Source organism: Kaistella solincola (assembly GCF_000812875.1).
GTDB lineage: Bacteria > Bacteroidota > Bacteroidia > Flavobacteriales > Weeksellaceae > Kaistella > Kaistella solincola.
Genome location: NZ_JSYK01000003.1, coordinates 122939 through 142489, shown reverse-complemented (window position 1 = coordinate 142489; position 19551 = coordinate 122939). Strand labels below are relative to the sequence as shown.

At 37.4% G+C, this 19551-nt stretch carries 17 protein-coding genes and 1 pseudogene; all 18 read right to left on the bottom strand.

Annotation, left to right across the window (positions count from 1 at the left end; translation table 11 throughout):
* Positions 1-72: 72 nt before the first annotated feature.
* A complete protein-coding gene (locus OA84_RS04700; RefSeq protein WP_052252118.1) occupies positions 73-999 on the bottom strand; it encodes a glycosyltransferase family 2 protein in 927 nt (308 codons plus the stop codon).
* Positions 1000-1242: 243 nt separating this feature from the next.
* Positions 1243-2478, bottom strand: a complete 1236-nt coding sequence (locus OA84_RS04695; RefSeq protein WP_052252117.1) for a formyltransferase family protein — start codon at positions 2476-2478, stop codon at positions 1243-1245.
* Between the two features lie 30 nt (positions 2479-2508).
* The gene (locus OA84_RS04690; protein ID WP_039343180.1) at positions 2509-3609 is read right to left on the bottom strand and encodes a DegT/DnrJ/EryC1/StrS family aminotransferase; all 1101 of its coding nucleotides are present in this window, start codon (positions 3607-3609) and stop codon (positions 2509-2511) included.
* A gap of 67 nt (positions 3610-3676) precedes the next feature.
* Positions 3677-3823 carry a hypothetical protein gene (locus OA84_RS11545; RefSeq protein WP_233701821.1) on the bottom strand — a complete coding sequence of 49 codons (147 nt, stop codon included), beginning with the start codon at positions 3821-3823 and terminating at the stop codon, positions 3677-3679.
* A gap of 49 nt (positions 3824-3872) precedes the next feature.
* Positions 3873-3977: pseudogene (locus tag OA84_RS11540) on the bottom strand (N-acetyltransferase); the annotation flags it as partial.
* An 84-nt stretch (positions 3978-4061) separates the two neighbouring features.
* Positions 4062-4481 (bottom strand): sugar 3,4-ketoisomerase, encoded by a 420-nt coding sequence (locus tag OA84_RS04680; RefSeq protein ID WP_039343177.1) that lies wholly within the window; start codon positions 4479-4481, stop codon positions 4062-4064.
* Positions 4471-4872: a sugar 3,4-ketoisomerase gene (locus OA84_RS04675; RefSeq protein WP_039343174.1), complete on the bottom strand. Its 402-nt coding sequence runs from the start codon at positions 4870-4872 to the stop codon at positions 4471-4473. Before OA84_RS04675 ends, OA84_RS04680 begins: the two co-directional genes overlap by 11 nt.
* A 197-nt stretch (positions 4873-5069) precedes the next feature.
* Positions 5070-6503: a lipopolysaccharide biosynthesis protein gene (locus OA84_RS04670; RefSeq protein WP_039343169.1), complete on the bottom strand. Its 1434-nt coding sequence runs from the start codon at positions 6501-6503 to the stop codon at positions 5070-5072.
* Between the two features lie 68 nt (positions 6504-6571).
* Positions 6572-7855: a nucleotide sugar dehydrogenase gene (locus OA84_RS04665; RefSeq protein ID WP_039343167.1), complete on the bottom strand. Its 1284-nt coding sequence runs from the start codon at positions 7853-7855 to the stop codon at positions 6572-6574.
* A gap of 312 nt (positions 7856-8167) precedes the next feature.
* Positions 8168-9136 (bottom strand): SDR family oxidoreductase, encoded by a 969-nt coding sequence (locus tag OA84_RS04660; protein ID WP_039343164.1) that lies wholly within the window; start codon positions 9134-9136, stop codon positions 8168-8170.
* Between the two features lie 231 nt (positions 9137-9367).
* Positions 9368-10312, bottom strand: coding sequence for a glycosyltransferase (locus OA84_RS11165; protein WP_052252116.1), 945 nt, complete (start codon positions 10310-10312; stop codon positions 9368-9370).
* Positions 10313-10445: 133 nt separating this feature from the next.
* The gene (locus OA84_RS11160; RefSeq protein WP_052252115.1) at positions 10446-11444 is read right to left on the bottom strand and encodes a glycosyltransferase family 2 protein; all 999 of its coding nucleotides are present in this window, start codon (positions 11442-11444) and stop codon (positions 10446-10448) included.
* A 390-nt stretch (positions 11445-11834) separates the two neighbouring features.
* The gene (locus OA84_RS04645) at positions 11835-12701 is read right to left on the bottom strand and encodes a glycosyltransferase family 2 protein (RefSeq protein WP_039343161.1); all 867 of its coding nucleotides are present in this window, start codon (positions 12699-12701) and stop codon (positions 11835-11837) included.
* A gap of 4 nt (positions 12702-12705) precedes the next feature.
* Positions 12706-13560: a glycosyltransferase family 2 protein gene (locus OA84_RS04640; RefSeq protein WP_039343158.1), complete on the bottom strand. Its 855-nt coding sequence runs from the start codon at positions 13558-13560 to the stop codon at positions 12706-12708.
* Between the two features lie 7 nt (positions 13561-13567).
* Complete coding sequence (locus OA84_RS04635; protein WP_039343155.1) at positions 13568-14416, bottom strand: glycosyltransferase family 2 protein; 849 nt, start codon at positions 14414-14416, stop codon at positions 13568-13570.
* A 6-nt stretch (positions 14417-14422) separates the two neighbouring features.
* Positions 14423-15310 carry a glycosyltransferase gene (locus tag OA84_RS04630; protein WP_039343152.1) on the bottom strand — a complete coding sequence of 296 codons (888 nt, stop codon included), beginning with the start codon at positions 15308-15310 and terminating at the stop codon, positions 14423-14425.
* A 101-nt stretch (positions 15311-15411) separates the two neighbouring features.
* Positions 15412-17007, bottom strand: coding sequence for an ABC transporter ATP-binding protein (locus tag OA84_RS04625; protein WP_233701836.1), 1596 nt, complete (start codon positions 17005-17007; stop codon positions 15412-15414).
* A gap of 219 nt (positions 17008-17226) precedes the next feature.
* Complete coding sequence (locus tag OA84_RS04620; protein ID WP_052252114.1) at positions 17227-19548, bottom strand: GumC family protein; 2322 nt, start codon at positions 19546-19548, stop codon at positions 17227-17229.
* Between the last annotated feature and the right edge of the window lie 3 nt (positions 19549-19551).

Genomic DNA, 19551 nt, shown 5'->3' with positions numbered 1-19551 from the left:
TAGTTGTAAACATACTCGATGATTCACGAATATGGAATAAATAAAGTTTAAGTTAAATGCCAATTATTGACCTTATTTATACTTTTCGTTAATCCTTGCAATACTATAATCCAGTATAAATCCTGTTAGTAAATTGAGCCGTTTTGCAAAATTAGATGAATTATTTAAACCTATTTTTTGAAAGAGTATTTTTCTTTTAAAATTTATCCATTTCAATACTCTTTCTATCAGACCAAAATTCCTAGAGTATTTTAATAAAAACATTTCTTTCTGAATTTGGGAGTCCGTAAAAATAGTATTGGGTCTTCTATAAAAAGTCGCTGAATCCATATGGACACGATAGTTTACCGTTATTGTATCCATAAAATCCAATCTTATCCCTCCGTTTGTTATCGCTAACCACATCGGTCTATCTTCCCACATTTTAAAACATTCGTTAAAATTTCCAACAATCTCGAACACTTTTTTAGAAATAAAAGTCGATGGAGCGTTCACTCCATTAAATCGCAATAATATCTGGAATTGTTCTTCCGCAGAAATATCATTGCGATTAAGCTGCAGTTTTTCAGTATTTTTTTTTGGTATTATAGTCTCTTCAGAAAAGACTTCCATATATTTCTGAACTTTTGAATGTAGAAAATTGCAATCGGAGTGAGCCGCTATATAATCTATATAGGTCCGAATACAATGAGTGCGCAACATATCATCTCCGGCTATAAACTTAATCCAATCGCCGGACGATGCCTGCAATCCTCTGTTGCAATTCGCGGAAATTCCGGTATTCACTGGTGTGGTAACTATTTTAGATCCTAAAAATCTTTGTTTATTGTCTAATAACCACTTTCTGCATATTTCAATAGTGTTATCGGTGGACCCGTCATCCGCAATAACAAGTTCAATATTCTGGTAGGTCTGGTCTCGTGCACTTTCAAGCGTTTCCAAAACGTATTTTTCAGAGTTGTAAGTTATTACAATTATTGTCACTAAGGCGTCTTTCAATTTTCTATAAATTTAATTTATTTTTAATCTTATTTTATACATCATACAAATTTTATCTATAGTTAACATTTTATCCAATTCCTTCTAAAAATTAATGGCACAGAGTGGAAATTAAATTTTTTTGCGGTAATTTTCCATTAATATTAGATTTTTTTTAAACAGGTATTTTAAATAAATATTCTAGTTTTTTTGCTACCTATTTAATTCTCTCTTTCCATTAGATTATGATCGGTTATCAATATTTTAGGTAATTTCAGAAATCCGATTGCTAAAACTATTCAATAATTCTATTACGTTATTATTTCCGTATTTCTTCGCATATGTCATCAGTGATACTCCATCAAAATCAACATGATTTACATCAATCTGATTTTCAGTAATGAATTTTTTTAAATAAAGTACATTATCAGATTTTGAGACCTCGGTCATGATGTACATCGATAAAGTAGTACCGTTATTATTATAAGTGTTTATATCCCAACCTATATTACGAACTAAATAATCAAGAAATTCAAATTTACCGTAATAAGCTGCAATTATAGCGATATCCCAACCCCTTTGGGAACGCTGCCGGATATCATAACCACTACAGTAAAATTTATTAAAAGCGTCAATATTTCCATGTTCTGCAATTTCAAACAATTTTTCACGACGGTCTTTGAATAAAAAAACATCATAGTCCATTGTGGCGATCTTAAAATAAAAATCGTTCTCTTCTTCGACAAATCCCCACTTGTGCATACTTTTCTCTTCAGAAATTTTCGCTTTATAAACTTTCACGCTATTAATCTCAGGTAATTGGTATTGAGGAAATGCAAAAGCGTTAACTTGTCGGAGAATTTGGCTGGCGGTACTAAACAAATTAATTTTAATATTATTGTAATCGATAACTTTTTTAGAGAAATAAGTAGAATCAAAAGCAGGTTGCGGCAGAGCAGAGCAGGTATTTGCAATTAATTCATTTAATTTATTTAAAATTAATTCAGTTCCATAATTTATATAAAGGAGGTACAACGCTTCAGCATTTAATTGAGGATCAATTTTAAAAATGTGTTGGCAAACAATGTCTCCTGTATCTATTCCTCGCTCTATTTTGTGTAAAGTGACGCCAGATTCTTGCTCTCCATGTAAAATTGGTAAAGCTGAAGTGTACATCCCTTTATATTTAGGTAAAGCCGAAAAGTGAATATTGAACAACCGATCACTGGCGAAGAATTGTGGCCTGATAATCTTATCATATTCTAGACTCAGAAATAATAAATTACTATCGTCACAAATCATATCTAATGATACCTCTTTAATATTATTTTGCGCACAGAATCGTTTGAAAGACCTCTGGAAGGTATTTTCCCCAGTATCATTTATATTAAAGATTGCGACAAGCTCAATTTCTTTGTAGTTGACAAGAATATGTTTAGCAATATTAACAGCGATATTATTTTTCCCCGCTATGCAAACCGTTTGTAAAATTTTCTCCATAACGAATTAGATACTTTAATTCCGTAAAAGTTAAAATTCATTTACCATCTTAATGACTCTTTGCACCTCATCAATATCCATTACTGGGCTTATTGGTAAACTTAAAACTTCATTATGAATTAGCTCCGTAACGGGAAAACTAAGATGATTGTAATATGTATATGCCTTCTGTTTATGGGGAGGAATGGGGTAATGAATTAATGTCTGCACTCTATTCTCTAAAAGATATTTTTGCAATTCATCTCTTTTGTCGGTCCTGATAACGAAAAGATGCCAAACATGTTCTTTGGACGCCGTTGGCAATAGGGGTAAAATAATTTTCGAATTCGTAATGTTTGAAATATACTTTTCTGCAATATCCCGCCTTCTGTCATTTTCAGAATCGATGTATTTCATTTTGATATCTAGAACTGCTGCCTGTATTTCATCCAAGCGGCTATTCAAGCCTTGAAATTCATTCACATATTTTTCCTGTGAGCCGTAATTAGCTAAAGTCCGAATGGTCTTAGCCAAAAGCGAATCCTTACAAGTTACCGCTCCACTATCTCCTAAAGCGCCTAAATTTTTACCTGGGTAAAAACTAAAACCCGCCGCATCTCCTAAATTTCCAGATTTAATGCCATTCCATTCTGCACCTATCGACTGGGCATTGTCTTCAATAATTTTTAAATTGTATTTTTTTGCCAAAGTTTCCAATTCTTGTGACCAGCAAACCTGCCCGTATAAATGCACTACCATGATGGCTTTTGTTTTCGGCGTGATTAACGCTTCAATTTTCGAAATATTGAGATTATAATTTCGAATCTCTGGCTCTGCAAATACAGGTTTTAACCGATTATCGGTAACGGCTAGAATCGAAGCGATATATGTATTGGCAGGAACAATGACCTCATCTCCTTCTTTTAATTGTTCAATTTCCAAATAAGCTCTAAAAATTAATCGAAGAGCATCTAAACCATTTGCTACGCCAATTGCATGTGGTGAACCCACATAGTTGACTAAACTGGTTTCAAAGTTTTTAACTTCATTACCTAGTAGGTACCAACCACTGCGGAAAACTTGGATAAGTTTTTCTTCAATTTCCTGTTGATGAACTAAATTTATTTTCTGTAAATCTAAAAACTTAATCATATTTATATATTTCTAATTTTTTTTGCAGGATTACCGATCCATAATTCATTTGGTGTAACATCTTTAGTTACCACACTTCCTGCTCCAATAAGGGCATTTTCTCCAATGATAAATCCACCTTAGACTGTTGCATTTGCGCCAATACTAGCACCTCTTTTAATGAACGTTTTTTGAAAATCAACAAAATGCTGTTTTGAACGAGGATATCGATCATTGGTAAATGTTACATTAGGTTCAATAAAAACATTATCTTCAATTCTTAAGCCATCCCAAACTTGTACGCCGGGTTTAATGGTTAAATTATCACCGATAATAACATCATTCTCAATGAATACTTGACAATTGATGTTGCAATTGTCACCAATCACCGCGTCTTTTAAAATAATCGTATATTGCCAGACGATAGCTTTTTGTCCTATATTTTGAGAGTGACGTCAGATAAATGATGAATTTCACTCATCAATATAATTTAAAAAATCATCGTAGTTTCTAAGGTAGTCCGCTTCATTATAGGTATGCGAAGCCAAAACTAAACAGATTGCACCTGAAGAAAAATTAACTTCAGAAGCCCAGACGCCAGGCGGAACATGCAGCCCTACATCAGGCCGGTTCAAGAAAACCTGTCTTTTAAATTTACCATCATCTAATGATACCTCAAAACTTCCTGATGCAGCAATAAGAAATTGGTGGCATTCCTTATGCGCATGCGCGCCACGACTTTCACCGCCCGCAATATCATATAAATAAAATACCCGCTTTACTGCAAAAGGAAATTTGGAGTTATTTTCAATAACCGTAAGATTACCCTCATTGAAATTTATTTTTGCCAGATCCACAACGGAACATTCAAAAACGTTGGGGTTATTTCCCATTTCTAACCTTTTTAAATTCTCTAAAATCTCTAATGTAGTCGTTTGCATCAAAATTTTTATCTGAAACAATCAATGCCAGTGAGTTGGTTGAAAAATTCTCAATTGTACGCCAAAGCATTTTAGGAATATATAAACCATAATAGGAACGGTTTAAGGTAAAACGCTCTTCCTTTTCTCCGTCATTCAAAACAATATCAAAACTTCCAGAGAGTGCAATAATATACTCCTGTTGTTCTTTAAACGCATGGCTACCTCGTGATTCCCCCCCCGGCACATCGTAAATCCAATACGTGCGAGCGATTTCAAAAGGAAGCTGATTAGGGTACTCAAAAAATGATAGATTACCTCGCGGATCAATGATCTTAGGTAAATTTATAATTTTTGGTTTCATAACACTAATTTTTTTTAATTAATTTCAAACACTTATGTTTACAACCGGCATATGATTATTTACGATTATAATCAAGGAAAATTGCATTACTACATCCACGCTCACATACCTTTTTAATGAACTTTTTCTATTAAAATTTGTCAGAAATATAACATCTGATAGCTGTGGTCATTGTAAAAAATATTTGCTGGATCAGATCATTTCTCAATTAATTCTTTAATAAATCTTATTTCTTTGAACTTAAAGAGGAAAGCGATGCCACCGTATATACTCGTGTAAGTTGCTGTAAGTAAAATCAGTCTAAAAAGATCATTTAAATCTGATAATAAAATCTGATCTATTAAATAAAGCAATCCCCCTACTAAAGTTGCCAAAAACATTGGTTTCACTAAATCGTTAATTTGCGCCCAGACATTATATTTTAAAATTTTTCCGGTGTAAAAAGAATTAACAAATAATGCTAATACTGACAGAAATACCTGTCCCCACAGCAAACCATAAATACCAAATTTTAAAGCAATAAATACTACAGCGACGGTTAGAATTTTTTTTATAATCTCTAATTTTAGAAAAAGATCTGTTTTTCCCTTAACCTTTAATACATTCATATTGTAGGCATTAATTGGATATAGTAACCCTGCAATAGATAGAATTTTAAAATAGGGTACGGCAGGCAGCCATTTTTCGGTTAGCAGAAACCGAATTAATGGTTCTGCGGCAACGACCATTAACGCTAAAACCGGTGCAATAACAAATATTACAACACCCATCATTTTCTGATAAACTTCTTTTAATTTTACATTATCATGACTGATTTTTGCAAACAAAGGAAAGCTCACTTTATTGAGCGCAGTAGATAAATTGCTAACTGGTAATTGTTTTAAAGAATCCGCCCTATTATAATAACCCAACTGTTGTATTGAAAAGTACTTTCCAATAATAATAGTATATACGTTGCTGAAAAGAATTTCCAGAATAGCTGCAAGGGTAATTTTATATCCATAATTAAAATGGTATTTAAATTTTTCCCTATCAAATATAACTTTAGGTCGCCAATCACTATAAAACCAGTGCTGAAGCATAAAAACTAAACTTTGTATAATTGCAGAATATACTAAGGACCAAACTCCAAATCCTATGTATGCTAAAAAAACACCTGTACCACCACCAACAATAAGTGAGGGCAATTGAATTTTAAATGCCATTTTAAAATTTAATTCTTTTATAAAATGAGTTTTCTGAACCGTAACAAAAGCATTAATAATTAAAATAATGCAGTATACCCTTATTATATTCGTTAGTATTTCTAATTTATAAAACATTGCTACAAACGGCGCAGTTAAATAGATTATAATATACAGCACAAAACTTGATGCAATATTAAATATAAAAACCGTGGAATAATCCTTTTCATCTGCAAGGTTTGTTCTTATTAAACTACTTGCCAGACCTCCACCGATAATTACTGTGGCTAAGCCCGTAACTACATGGAAAAGTGCAATCACACCAAAATCTGATGGCTGTAATAACCTGGCGAGTAAAACACTAATAGCGAACGAAACTAGAGCGCTACCAAACTGTTCAAAAAAGGTCCAGATCAGCCCGGAAACGGCTTGCTTTTTTAATGACATAAATTCATAGACGAGCTAGTCTTACGAAAATAGCTTCTAGTTGAGAAAAATTAATACTGACGACACTACTATAGAGTGGCATCTGCATTTTTCAATATCCCTTTTACATCGAACACCAGCGAATTTTCACTTTTTAAAGAATTGATATCTAACTTTAAAAATTCGTTGTGCGCAACTCCTAAAACTACGGCATCATACTTTTGTCCTTCGCCAAGGTAAGAATGACATGTCACGCCATATTCATGCAGCACTTCTGCAGGATTCGCCCAGGGATCATAAATGGTTACTTCCATGCCGTAATCTTTCAATGCAGACACAACGTCAACGATCTTGGTGTTTCGAACATCGGGGCAGTTTTCCTTAAAAGTAATACCGAGCATGAGGACTTTTGCTCCATTAACATTAATGTTTTTCCTAATCATGCTTTTTACGACTTGAGACGCCACATATTGTCCCATAGAATCATTTAACCGTCTGCCTGCTAAAATAATTTCAGGGTGGTAGCCGTATTCCTGTGCTTTTTGTGCCAGGTAATAAGGGTCGACACCGATGCAGTGTCCGCCCACCAATCCAGGTTTAAAAGGAAGGAAATTCCATTTGGTGCCCGCAGCTTCTAAGACGTCATGGGTATTGATGTCCATCAAGTTAAAAATCTTAGCAAGTTCGTTCACAAAAGCAATATTGATGTCTCGCTGGGAGTTTTCAATGACTTTTGCAGCTTCTGCCACTTTAATGCTCGGTGCCAAATGCGTTCCGGCGGTAATTACCGATTTGTATAAAGCATCAACAATTTTTCCAATTTCTGGGGTGGATCCAGCCGTGACTTTTAGTATTTTTTCAACGGTATGTTCCTTATCGCCCGGATTGATGCGTTCCGGAGAATAACCGGCGAAGAAATCCTCGTTAAATACGAGACCGGAGGTTTTTTCTACGACAGGAATGCAATCTTCCTCGGTTGCACCAGGGTAAACGGTGGATTCGTAAACTACGATATCTCTCTTTTTCAAAACCTGCCCTACCGTTTCACTTGCTTTTATTAAAGGTGTAAGCACAGGGCGGTTATTTTTATCCACCGGTGTTGGGACTGTAATTATATAAATGTTGGCATCTGCTATATCCTGCATCTCACTGGAACAAAAAAGTCCTTTTTGGTCGAATGTCGGATTTGAATTAACAAGAGCAGATGTCAATAAATCGTCGGAAACTTCCAAAGTATCATCATGTCCATTATTCAGCTCCTCCACTCTTTTTCGGTTAATATCGAAGCCGACGACCGGATATTTGGTGGCGAAGAGACGGGCTAAAGGCAGGCCTACATATCCTAAGCCAATTATTGCGATTTTGTATTTCATCAGTATTGCTGTTTACAAGTACTCATTCAAAAAAAATGAAGTAAACTTGTTTTAAAAGTGGTGCAAAAGTACGCATATTTTTTTTTAATCAAATTTTTCGTGCTATTTGTTTCCTTTTTTTTAAAATTATTATGTTAAATGGGTTAAGTCAGAGGATAAATGAAAAACAGAAAAAACAGTGATTTAGCAGGCAAAAAATCTGCACTGTTTGCCACTGTTTCTAATAATCTGATAGAGCATTGCGATTTTCTTCAACATCTTTTCGCTAAAAGCTGCGTCACTATTATTTCTGGACGTAAACTTCTTCAATATTTATCTTAGATTATCCCAATACCAACTCACCGCTTCTTTCAGACCGGATTTAATATCATGAGAAGGATGATACCCGAGAAGTTGTTTTGCCTTTTCCACGGAAGCCAATGAGTGCGGAATGTCACCCACACGATTAGGGCCATGGATGCTTTCAATCCCGGAAATTTCCGGATCGTATAGCGATAAAAATTCCTTAAGATATTCAATCAGCATATTTAAAGTGGTACGGTCGCCAACCGCAGTGTTGTATACCGTATTGACCGCCTTTGGATTCTCAGAAGAGAGGGCAAGCGAGTTCATTTGAATTACATTATCGATATAGGTAAAATCACGAGAAAAATCCCCTGTACCATTAATTACAGGGCTTTCGTGGTTCATAAGCTGGATGACAAACTTAGGAATGACCGCGGCGTAGGCACCCTCTGGGTTTTGGCGGCGACCGAAAACATTGAAGTAGCGCAGACCGATCGTTTCAAGACCATAAGTCTTGCTGAAAACATCTGCATAGAGCTCATTCACATATTTGGTAATGGCATAGGGAGAAAGTGGCTTACCAATGACATCTTCTATTTTTGGCAAAGCTTCTGAATCGCCATAAGTTGAGGAACTCGCCGCGTAGACAAAACGTTCGACCTTCGCATCACGCGCCGCCACGAGCATATTGAGGAATCCGCCTACATTGACGTCGTTGCTCGTAATAGGATCATTAATCGACCGTGGAACCGAACCAAGAGCCGCCTGGTGTAAAATATAATCCTGTCCTTCAGCGGCTTTTTTGCAGGTTTCAAAATTACGGATATCACCTTCAATGAGTTTAAAGTTGGGATTCGTTTTTAATTGGTCGATATTATGATGAAAGCCTGTGGAAAAGTTATCCAGACAGGTCACCTGAGCGCCCTGGTTAATAAAGTATTCGCACAAATTGGAGCCGATAAAGCCGGCGCCGCCGGTAATGAGTATTTTTTTCATGAAATTACTGACTTATGATTTTATATTTTTCGACCTTTTTTGTTTTCCAGTAAGGAAGAGGAAAAATTTAGAACGAATCCCTTTTTGCCAGGTCGAGAAATTGTTTTGAATTTATCCGAAATTAATACCTTATAGAACATATGTAAAAATCAGTGCAAAAATAGTGTTTATAAACTGTAGATGAAATAGAATTGAAAGCTATTTTTTTTGTTGCAATCAAGTGACTTCCTTTTAAAGCGTGGACGTGTTTGAAGATTTTTGTTGTCGCACATTATTTCTTAGCAGTCGAGCCGCCTCTTTAAAATTATACCGGAAAGCCCAATAAAGATATTTCGCCACATCAGAGAAACTACCTTGGTGATAAGATTGAGTGGCTATGGATCTAGAATATCGACCCAGCGTCTTCTTAACCAAGGGCGTTTTATATCGACTGCCGAAAGCTCTTATAACCGCTTGCAAATGGTTAAATTTATTCCGCCTGTTGTGGCTTTGAGTACTTGAAGTTACATTGCCTGTATGTCGCCGATAAACCGCCGTATATGCAGCCATACCAAAAATTTTTCCTTTTTCAGCCAGATGAAGCAGTAAAACGATATCACCAAAAAGAAGGTTTTTATTGTGTAGAATGAGATCATAAAATTTAGCCTCTAAATCGTTGCGGAACAGCACCGTATTTAAAGGAACTATCCACTTCTCGAAAATTTCTTCCGGTAGGTATTGTCGATCCTCAGTCACTATTTCCATTTCCATATCTGCATGTGTCCAGCTAGTTTCTGGAAATATCCGTGTATTGGAAAATACCAAAGAATAGTCCGCATGATTTTCCAAAAAATCAACCTGGTGTTGGAGTTTAAGAGGATCTGTCCAATAATCGTCACCTTCACAAAATGCCGTATACTTACCCCGTGTCTGCCTTAAAGCCCAGGCAAAATTTGCCATCATGCCTTTGTTTTCCTCATGGCGCGTGTACTCCACGGTGATATTGCGGGGAAGCTCTTTTTTTAAGAAGTTCACTATAATTTCATGCGTTTCATCGGGTGAAGCATCATTGACAATAATTACCTGCAGTGGCCCCTCATAGTGTTGTAGGAAAACCCCTTCCAGAGCCTCAGTTATAAATTTTTCGTGGCGGTGGGTCATAATTACGACACTAACGGGAACTGAAGACGTATTCATTATTTCAAAATTTAGGACAGAAGAAGGCGGAAATTTTAATTATCAATTTTACCTTATTTAAGTCTCTAAAGTTAAATATTTTCTCTTCATCCTTCAATTATTCGACGGGAATTGACCGTAAAAACAAAAGCTCTTAAATTACCCCTCGTATTCGCCTTTCTTTTCGCAGTATTTTGCGGAAGATAATATAGAGGTACACAAAATTATAATGTAAAAGAAAAAGGGTAAACTTCATCCCTGATGAATCCCAAGGCAAGGAGGTCAGTTTCTGATGGTGACGGAGGTACTGCTTTCTTATCACCTCTCTTTTTTCGCTGACCGGAATTTCTTTTACAGCTATGTGATCAAAAAACGTCAGCATGGCTGACCTGCGGTGTGATGTTAGAATAAGTGAAGCATCATCATGTTTGTATATTTGGCTTATATATTCCGCAGCGCGGAAGGAATTTTTTAAAAGTTTTTCGTCGCGCACCGCACTCAAACTGTTTGGATTGGAACGGTCATAATAATACAGGTAATCATCTATTATTGCGACATTGGTGATCATATTTGCATATTTTAATATAAAAATAAGATCTTCCTGGAGAAATAAATCGCATTTAAATTTCAAATTGTGCGTCCTGATGACTTCCCCCAGAAACATTTTGCCACAAATGACACCGGTGGTACCGTAGGGCACTTTCTGCTGAAAAAAAGAGGATTCAACTACACACAAATCTTTAATCGCTTTTAAATCGTGAATTGGACGTGGAGAAGGATTCCGGTGGGAAACCTCGTAATAGCCACTGACAGACATTTGAACGGGCAGGGTGCGGAAAGGGAGCAACAATTTTGAAATGTAATCACGCCGTGCATAGTCATCAGCATCCACAAAACACACATAATCACCTGTGGCCTTCTGCAGACCCAGATTACGCGCCACTGACGGACCGGAATTTACGTTTTCGATACACCGAATCCTGCTGTCACCTGCAGCATAGGTACGGCATATCTCTGCCGATTCATCGGTAGAACCATCGTCGACAAGGAGGAGCTCCCAGTACGTATGATCCTGTGCGAGCACAGAATCAAGGCAACGGTGCAAGGTTGCGGCGGCATTAAAAATAGGGATAATGACGGAAACTTTTTCCATAACTAGGATTTAAATTCCGTTAAAGAATAAGAGCCTGCCTTTTGATAGCTAGAAGGCATAGCACCTTCGTCAAATTGTCAAATCTTAAATTGAGAATGGGGTGCACAGCATTATACTGCAGATCTTTCTGCAAAGAGTAATTTTTTTTCATTTTCGATCATTTTGTGTTAGGAGCGATCCATCACATGCGATATTTTAGAATGACTGGATGTTTGAATCCCTTTTTTTAATTCTGAAAGACCTATGATAATGAAGCGCTTATAAACAAATATAGGAATTAAATTTTATTAATTAAACAAACTAAATTGTAAGATGTAAAGCCATTAAGAATAATGCCTGGGAGTCGCTAAGCAAAGAGGCTATGTATGATATTATGCGCCTGATCTTCGCTTACATTTTCTTATAATCAAAACCGAAACGGGCCGCAATATTTGTTAAAAATGAGAGGAGGTAATTTTTATCGACCCAGTTTTTAAGGGAACTCACTCTGTTCCTGAATGAATCCAATTCAGCTCGCGAGGCAACATGCTCTATAAAAGTGTCTTCAATATTTAGATCTCTGCGTTCACTCATTTTAATGAGTGCCGTCCAGTGCCAAAAATAAGCGCGGTCTCCATTACCCATTTTTGAGAGGCTGGTATTGTGAAAACGGTAGTAATATAAAGCCAGCGGAAGACGTTTTACGGGCGCGACTTCACACATCCTCATATAAATATCAATGTCCTCAGCCCGTTTTACCGATGGGTCGAAGCCGCCGGCTTTCTGATAAAAATGTTTCTTAAAGGTTGCAAAAGCACCGACTTCACCCGCAAGGAGAAAATATTTCTCATTCAAGTCGGTAATTTGAACACTTTCGTGGTGGTATAAGACACTGAGACTTTCATCGCACACCGTTAAATCAGTATAAACCAGGCCAACTTCCGGATATTTCAAATGTTCTTCTATGGAGAGTTCCAAAGCTTTGGGATAAAGAACGTCATCCGGATCCAGCCGACCAAAAATATCGGCCTGTGCAAGTTCAATCCCTCGAATTACGGTTCGCTGATATCCTCTGTTTTCCGGATTTTGGTAAAACCTGAAGCGGCTTTCTCCCGAAATAAGTTGCTGAATGACTGAGACGGAATCATCTGTAGAGGCATCATCAATCACAATGGCTTCCCACTCCGTAAAAGTTTGTTCCACCAGACTTCGATGCGCGTCAATAAAATAGTGACCGTTATTATAATTGCCAATTATTATTGATATTTTAGGCACCATACTTTTAAAGCTCCCGGCCGGTTTTAAGCCATATTTTTGTAAGCATTCTACTGTTTTTAACCAGTTTAATCAGATTATTTCGGCGAATTCTGTAGGGAATTATTTCTTCTCTTTCTATAAAATGTTCTACAAACAGATCTTCAATATTTAAGTTTCGCCGTTCGGCCATGTTAATGAGGGAAACAAAATGCCAAAAATAGGACCGTTCCCCATTCTCTCCTTTAGAAAGGCTGTTCTTTAAAATACGGTAATAATATAAGGGCTCCGGAATCCTTTTTACCGGCGCTGTTTCGCACATCCTAATGTAGAGATCAATATCCTCTGCTCTTTTTATGCACGGGTCTATACCGCCAGCGCGGTGGTAAATTTCTTTTTTAAAAGTGGCAAAGGCCCCAATTTCCCCTGCTAGTAAGTAATATTTTTCATTTAGAGATTCAATCTGGAAGCTCTCATGATGATATAAAATGCGAAGATTTTCATCACATATGGAGACATCTGAATAGACCAACCCCACTTCTGGATGATTTTCATGTTCTTTTAGAGACAGTTCCAGCGCTTTGGGGTAAAGAACATCATCTGGATCTAGACGGCCAAAGATTTCGGCTTGCGACAGCATAATAGCGCGGGTGACAGTACGCTGATAACCTTTGTTTTTTTTATTTTGATAGAATCGAAAGCGTTTGTCTCCACGAATAAGATTCTGAATAATTTTTGCGGAATTGTCTGTAGAGGCATCATCAATTACAACGGCTTCCCACTGCGTAAAAGTTTGGTTCACCAGACTATGGTAAGCTTCCTCAAAAAAATGACCGTTGTTGTAATTGGCGATAAGGACTGATATTTTAACCGTATGTTCCATAATATTTTTAAAAATTCTTACCCCATGTTTTACCCAATAAGCGTCCAAACCAGTTATTCTTAAGCCATTTGATTTGTTGTTCTCTCTCCCGAACGGAATCATTCACACGCTGCCGATCAACAAATTTTTCAACAAAAATATCCTCAAGGTTAATTTTACGTCGATCCATCATCCTGGTAAGAGCTACCCAATGCCAAAAAATGGCTTTCAGTTCATTCGAATTTGTTGAAAGACTTCCTTCTACCTGTCGGTAATTGTAAAGCATCCGCGGAATATATATCACAGGGGCAGCCTCACACATTTTCATGTAAATATCTTTATCTTCAGCTCTGCGAATCCAGGGGTCAAGACCTGAAGTTCGGTTATAGACAGATTTCTTAAAAGTTGCAAAGGGTGAAATCTCGCCATTTAAATTATAATATTTTTCGTCCAGATGATCAATTTGTTTGCTGCTGTGTTTCCACCAAAACTCCATCTCTTTACCGCGAACAGCAAGGTCCGAATAAACCAGGCCAACCTCAGGATTTTTTCGGTGTGCATTCATTGATATTTCGATAGCATCAGGGGATAATGTGTCATCGGGATCCAAGCGGCCAAAGATTTCTGCACGTGAAAGTGATACTGCGCGAACAATAGTCTCCTGATAGCCTTTATTTACCTCATTCTTAAAAAAAAGAAAACGGTCATCACCTTTAATTAAGTTTTGGATTACCTCCACCGAATTATCGGTTGAACAATCATCGATAATTATTGCTTCCCAATTTTTAAAGGTTTGGTGCAGAAGGCTGTCGAAGGCTTCTTTGAAAAAATGTCCATTATTAAAATTGGCTAATAATATTGAAATCTCCGGGTGCATCGCTTGTTAATTATCCAGGTATTTTTTAAAATCGAAAAGCCTCAATTTTTGGCCAACACTCAATGCCGACTTGAAGAAAATATTACCATTAACAATTTTCCTGAGGCGTGCTTCCCTATCAATATAAGCCTGCAGTTCACTTCTCCTGGCGCAGTGCTTCACAAAAAAATCTTCAATATTTAAATTACGGCGCTCTGCCATTTTTATAAGTGCCACCCAATACCAGAATTTCGCCCTATCTGCATTGTCGAACTGCCGGCGACTTCCAGGTCGTATTCTGTAGTTATAAAGCGTCTCATTCAGATGAAAAACAGGTGCCACCTCACACATTTTAAGGTACATGTCCACATCCTCTGCACGTTTATTAAATGTATCGACGCCGGATGTGCGATCATAGAAGGCTCTTTTAAAAGAGGCAAACTGGGAAATTTCATTATCATAAAGAAAAGAGTTTTCGCTTGTTAGATCATCCACTGGTTTTGCTTGATGAACCCATTTTATTTTAAGATTTTCATCACAGACAAGATGGTTGGAGTATACCAAACCTACTTTTTGATATTTTTCGTGCGCTCTGATTGATTTTTCCAGTGCATGGGGCTCCAAAGTATCATCGGGATCCAGGCGGGCGAAGAGGGGAGCGGAAGATAACTCAATGGCTTTTTTAAGAGTGCTTGCAGTTTCCAGGTTCGTCTTATTTTCAAAAAGTTTAAACCTGGGGTCCTCCTTAATCAAAGATTTTACCAGGTCCAGACTGCCATCCGTTGAGGCATCGTCCACAATAATGGCTTCCCAGGCTAATTCGCTTTGGCGTAAGAGACTTTCGAAAGCCTTTTCAAAATAGACACCGGAATTATAATGGGCAATAAGGAGGGATATTTTAGGGCTTATTTCCATTGGATTTAAGATTTATGTTGGTCATGACATATGAGCAGGTCAGCTCCTCCCCTTAAAGGCAAGAACTTACATTAATAAAGATAAGTAAAATTTAAGACAATTTAAAGTCCCTGAAGTGAAGCTACTTTGGCAAAGTAAGCCGACTGCTCTTTTAGGTCTGCAAAATTTCCGGATGCCGTAATCTGGCCTTTTTCGAGGAGAACAATATGATGTGCTGCACGAATGGTAGCGAGACGATGCGCCACAATGATGACCGTCATCTTGCCGCCGACCTCCTCGATGCTTTTCTGGATGTCACTTTCAGTCTGTGCGTCTAAAGCAGAGGTCGCTTCATCCATTACGAGAAGATCGACCTCTTTAAAAAGCTCACGTGCGATACAAATTCGTTGTTTTTGTCCGCCGCTGAGGTTTATACCATTATGACCAAGAATAGTATTTTCTTGCTCAGGCAATGAGTTTGTAAACTCTTCCAAATGGCTGCTCCTAATGGCTAGCCAAAATTTGTTCAAAGTGTCAGGCGTCTTTTCCTGCCAAAGGGTTACATTTTCATAAATGGTACCCGCAAAAATGGTAGAATCCTGAGTGATGTAGCCGATTCTTTTTTGAAAAGAATCTAAATCCAGGTCCTGAACCGAATTTCCGTTTACTATAAATTTTCCTTTATCAGGTAGATAGAGTCCACACAAAATATTAACAAGGGTTGATTTTCCGCTGCCACTCTCACCGACCAATGCAAGAATTTTGCGGTTTGGAACATGTAGGTTTATATTGGTCAGCACAGGTTGATTGTCAAAATGTAAAGAAACATTTTGAAGACGCAACTCTTCAATATGGTTTATTTTTCTTTCGCCTGAAAAAGACTCCCTGCTAACGGCAAGGTAATGTTCAAAATTTCTCATGTTTTCCACAGCACCAGTATTCCGCAAGAAACTGCTCCAGGCACCCTGAACAGATAAAATATAACCAATTGTTCGGTAAAAAAGAAGAAGGACGACAACCATGGAAGCCATCGATTCTCCTAAAATGCGTACCTGGATCAAAATCAGGATACAAATCATATAAATAAGAACAGGTTCCCGGATGACATTGCTGAATATATTCAGTTGTGCCATTTTGTAAAACTTGGAGTAGACGAATTCATCGAACTTTTCCATCCTCGTCACAAAAAAATTGAGCGCACCCGTCGCTTTCAGGTATTTGAAATTATAAATTTTTTCTGCCGTATAACTTGAGTGTTTCTGCGTGATGGCTGTAATTTCTCTCGAAAATATTTTAATTTTTTTATTAATGAAGTAGTAGATGCAGTAAAATACCCCACCGCACACTATGACTAGTACAGTAAACCTAAAATCGAAAAATGTAGAAAGTGACAGATAAATAAGGACCACCAGAATGTTTTTAAGCGTATCAATATAAGAACCTGCAGCTTGTTGTACATGTCCGGGTTCTTCCGCCAGTGTACGGTGAAATTCACCAAAAGTTTTTTTTAAAAAACTTTTGTACGAGAGCGTGCGCAATGCCTCGTTGTTTCGGTATCTCATGGCATGCACAAAGTTCATCATGATTTTATTCTGATAAAATTGAGATCCAAAATAAAGGAGCGCTTTGGCAGTAAAGAGGAGAAAAATTAGGAGGAGTATATTAGTAAGCGTAAGCTCAACAGAAACGGACTGGAAAAGCGTTTGGAGCTTAACCATTACCTCATTTGGTGTGTCACCTCGTGAGGCATTTGATTCGGTCAACTGAAGCAGAGGTACAAACATTGCGATACCTATGCCATCCAAAAAAACAAGTAGGGAGTTAAGGAGCAGAACAATCCAGAATTTGTTTCCCAGCTGCTTGTACAAATAGTAGGGCAGGTGAAATTTGGTGGCAAGAACCGTTTTTGTTTGTCTCAGGCTGCCCATCTATGGAACTTACAAATATTTTCTATACCAAGGCAGTTTTTCTTCGTGAGTGTAAGAATAATAGCCATAACCGTATCTTTTACCATAACGGGTATTTTCTGGTTTTACGCCGTTGAGAACAAATGCTAAGTTTTTGATTCCATTTTCCTTTTGGAAGCCATCAGCGAAAGTTATCATCTCTTTTTCAGTAAAATCTGATTTTACGGCGTAAAGTACGACATCTGAATTTTCAACTAGATGTAAAGTATCACTCACGAGCATCACTGGCGCGGAATCAAGTACGACATAATCGTAGCGACCTTTTAGATAGTCAATAAGGTTATCGAACTTGGTCATATCCAAAAGGTCGTTAGGATTTGGAGCTATTTGTCCACTAAAAAAAACATCCAGGTTGTCATTTACTTTAGAAGGTATGATAAAAGAATTGGGATCAGTATCTTCAGAGACCAGAAAATCGGTTAAACCAATATTTTCACCTGAAATGAAACGATGCAGTTGTGGATTTCTAATGTCCGCGCCTACCACGATAACTTTGTTTTTACCAGCAAGCGTTAACGCTAAGTTCATTGAAATGGTGGTCTTTCCTTCGCCTTTCACGGAGGAAGTCACCAGAATTACGCCGCCGTGTGACTGCTCTTTAGCACGCAGCATATATTTAAGATTGGACGCTAATATACGGAAGGATTCGGCGAAAACTGAAAAATCATTCGGGTGTACCATCGAATTTTCTTCTTTATGGAAAGGAATTTCCGCGACAACAGACGCTTCAGGTATTTGGTTCAAAATATGAAGCTTGGAATGTACCCGTGTATCCAAAACATTTGCTCCTACGAGAAATAAAAGAGGAAGTAAAAAACCTGCAGCTAAAGCACCGTAGACAATTTGAGTGCTATTCGGCGAAACCACACCAGTGGTATAAGCAGGATTGACAATTTTAGCTTTAGGTGCTGTAACAGCAAGTGTTATAGCGTTTTCTTCCCTTTTTTGTAAAAGATAAAGATAGAGTTGTTCCTTTAAATTTTGCTGTCGATCAATACCGCGAAATATCTTTTCTTGGGTTGGAAATTTGCTAATGTTACCTTTCGCGATATTAAGTTGTCCTTTTGCCTGAGCCACTTGGAGCTGCAATGTTTCTTTTGATTCCATCAAATTCTGACGGATGAGATTCTTTAGAGAAGCGATCTGCTTATTCATTTCGATTACGGCAGGATTTTCAGGCGTTGCCTGTTTCAAAACCCTGTTCCGGTTAATAACAAGATTGTTATATTCAGAAATGGCAGTTTCAGAACCTGCGGGAAGGCCCATTCCGGAAGGGATAAGTTGGTTTCCTGCGCTAGCAGCTAAAACTGAATTTATTAAATCCAGCTGCATGGTATTGGTAAGAATGGCTTTTGTATTTTCTTCAACATTTGTCAGGGAAATACCCGCCTGAGCTTCCAAATCCGTAATCTGGTTGGTTCGTTTGAATGTTTCTTTTTCGCCTTCAATACCAGACAGATCATCAGTAATAATGGCCAGACGATCATTGATAAAGTTTTGAGTGTTCTGGGCCTCCTGATTTTTATCGTTAATCCCGTCAATAATATACTGTTTAGAAAGCTCGTTTAATATATCTTCAGATTTTTGAGGAGTAGGACCTACAAAGGAAAGTTCCATAAGCAAACCTTTTTCAGGAGGTAATGAAACGCTGATTCTATTTTCCAGATTACCGATTGCATTTCCCAGGGAGCGAAAAACGACCTTTAAAGGTGAATTTAAAGCAACGCCAGGTTTGGCATCTAGTTGTACTATTCCAAAGTTTAACCTGACGGGACTGCCAAAGCGGTAAACTTTGTCGGAATCGCTAAGTTTATAAGAATTTCTACCGACAGGTGTTACGATGAAGCTGTTTTCGTGGAATCTAGCCGGATTGTCGAGAGAAATAATCTTACCATTTAAAGGGGAGTCATCATAAAGTTCAATTTCTTTGATGGTTCCAATACTAAAAAAACTAACATTTAGGCCAAGATTTTTTACAACTTCAGTTAGGATTGGTTTTGAAACAATAATGGTCGTTTCACCTTGCAATTCTGTATCACCACTTATTCCTACCCCCAACGTTTTAAGATCACTGAGGGCAGCAGTACTGTTTCCTTTGGTTTCCTGAAGTTTAAGTGAAGTTGTTGTATAATATTGGGGTTCTGCGTAGCGCAGATAAGTTTTTGCAGCAGCATAAAATAAAGCCATGCTTAAAAGAAACCAAGGCCAATAGCGGAAATATTTTCCTATTTCCTTTTTAAGATTGATAGGCTGTACCGGCTTTGAAGGTGAAGAATTTTCCAGAAGTTCCATAGC

Excerpts from the sequence above, each read along its gene's own strand:
- OA84_RS04680 (WP_039343177.1), bottom strand. The coding sequence starts at position 4,481 with ATGGGAAATAACCCCAACGTTTTTGAATGTTCCGTTGTGGATCTGGCA.
- OA84_RS04625 (WP_233701836.1), bottom strand. The coding sequence starts at position 17,007 with ATGGTTAAGCTCCAAACGCTTTTCCAGTCCGTTTCTGTTGAGCTTACG.
- OA84_RS04690 (WP_039343180.1), bottom strand. The coding sequence starts at position 3,609 with ATGATTAAGTTTTTAGATTTACAGAAAATAAATTTAGTTCATCAACAG.
- OA84_RS04630 (WP_039343152.1), bottom strand. The coding sequence starts at position 15,310 with ATGGAAATAAGCCCTAAAATATCCCTCCTTATTGCCCATTATAATTCC.
- OA84_RS04665 (WP_039343167.1), bottom strand. The coding sequence starts at position 7,855 with ATGAAATACAAAATCGCAATAATTGGCTTAGGATATGTAGGCCTGCCT.
- OA84_RS04635 (WP_039343155.1), bottom strand. The coding sequence starts at position 14,416 with ATGCACCCGGAGATTTCAATATTATTAGCCAATTTTAATAATGGACAT.
- OA84_RS11165 (WP_052252116.1), bottom strand. The coding sequence starts at position 10,312 with ATGAATACGTCTTCAGTTCCCGTTAGTGTCGTAATTATGACCCACCGC.
- OA84_RS04620 (WP_052252114.1), bottom strand. The coding sequence starts at position 19,548 with ATGGAACTTCTGGAAAATTCTTCACCTTCAAAGCCGGTACAGCCTATC.
- OA84_RS04660 (WP_039343164.1), bottom strand. The coding sequence starts at position 9,136 with ATGAAAAAAATACTCATTACCGGCGGCGCCGGCTTTATCGGCTCCAAT.
- OA84_RS04670 (WP_039343169.1), bottom strand. The coding sequence starts at position 6,503 with ATGTCATTAAAAAAGCAAGCCGTTTCCGGGCTGATCTGGACCTTTTTT.
- OA84_RS04695 (WP_052252117.1), bottom strand. The coding sequence starts at position 2,478 with ATGGAGAAAATTTTACAAACGGTTTGCATAGCGGGGAAAAATAATATC.
- OA84_RS04675 (WP_039343174.1), bottom strand. The coding sequence starts at position 4,872 with ATGAAACCAAAAATTATAAATTTACCTAAGATCATTGATCCGCGAGGT.
- OA84_RS04640 (WP_039343158.1), bottom strand. The coding sequence starts at position 13,560 with ATGGAACATACGGTTAAAATATCAGTCCTTATCGCCAATTACAACAAC.
- OA84_RS04645 (WP_039343161.1), bottom strand. The coding sequence starts at position 12,701 with ATGGTGCCTAAAATATCAATAATAATTGGCAATTATAATAACGGTCAC.
- OA84_RS11545 (WP_233701821.1), bottom strand. The coding sequence starts at position 3,823 with ATGATCGATATCCTCGTTCAAAACAGCATTTTGTTGATTTTCAAAAAA.
- OA84_RS11160 (WP_052252115.1), bottom strand. The coding sequence starts at position 11,444 with ATGGAAAAAGTTTCCGTCATTATCCCTATTTTTAATGCCGCCGCAACC.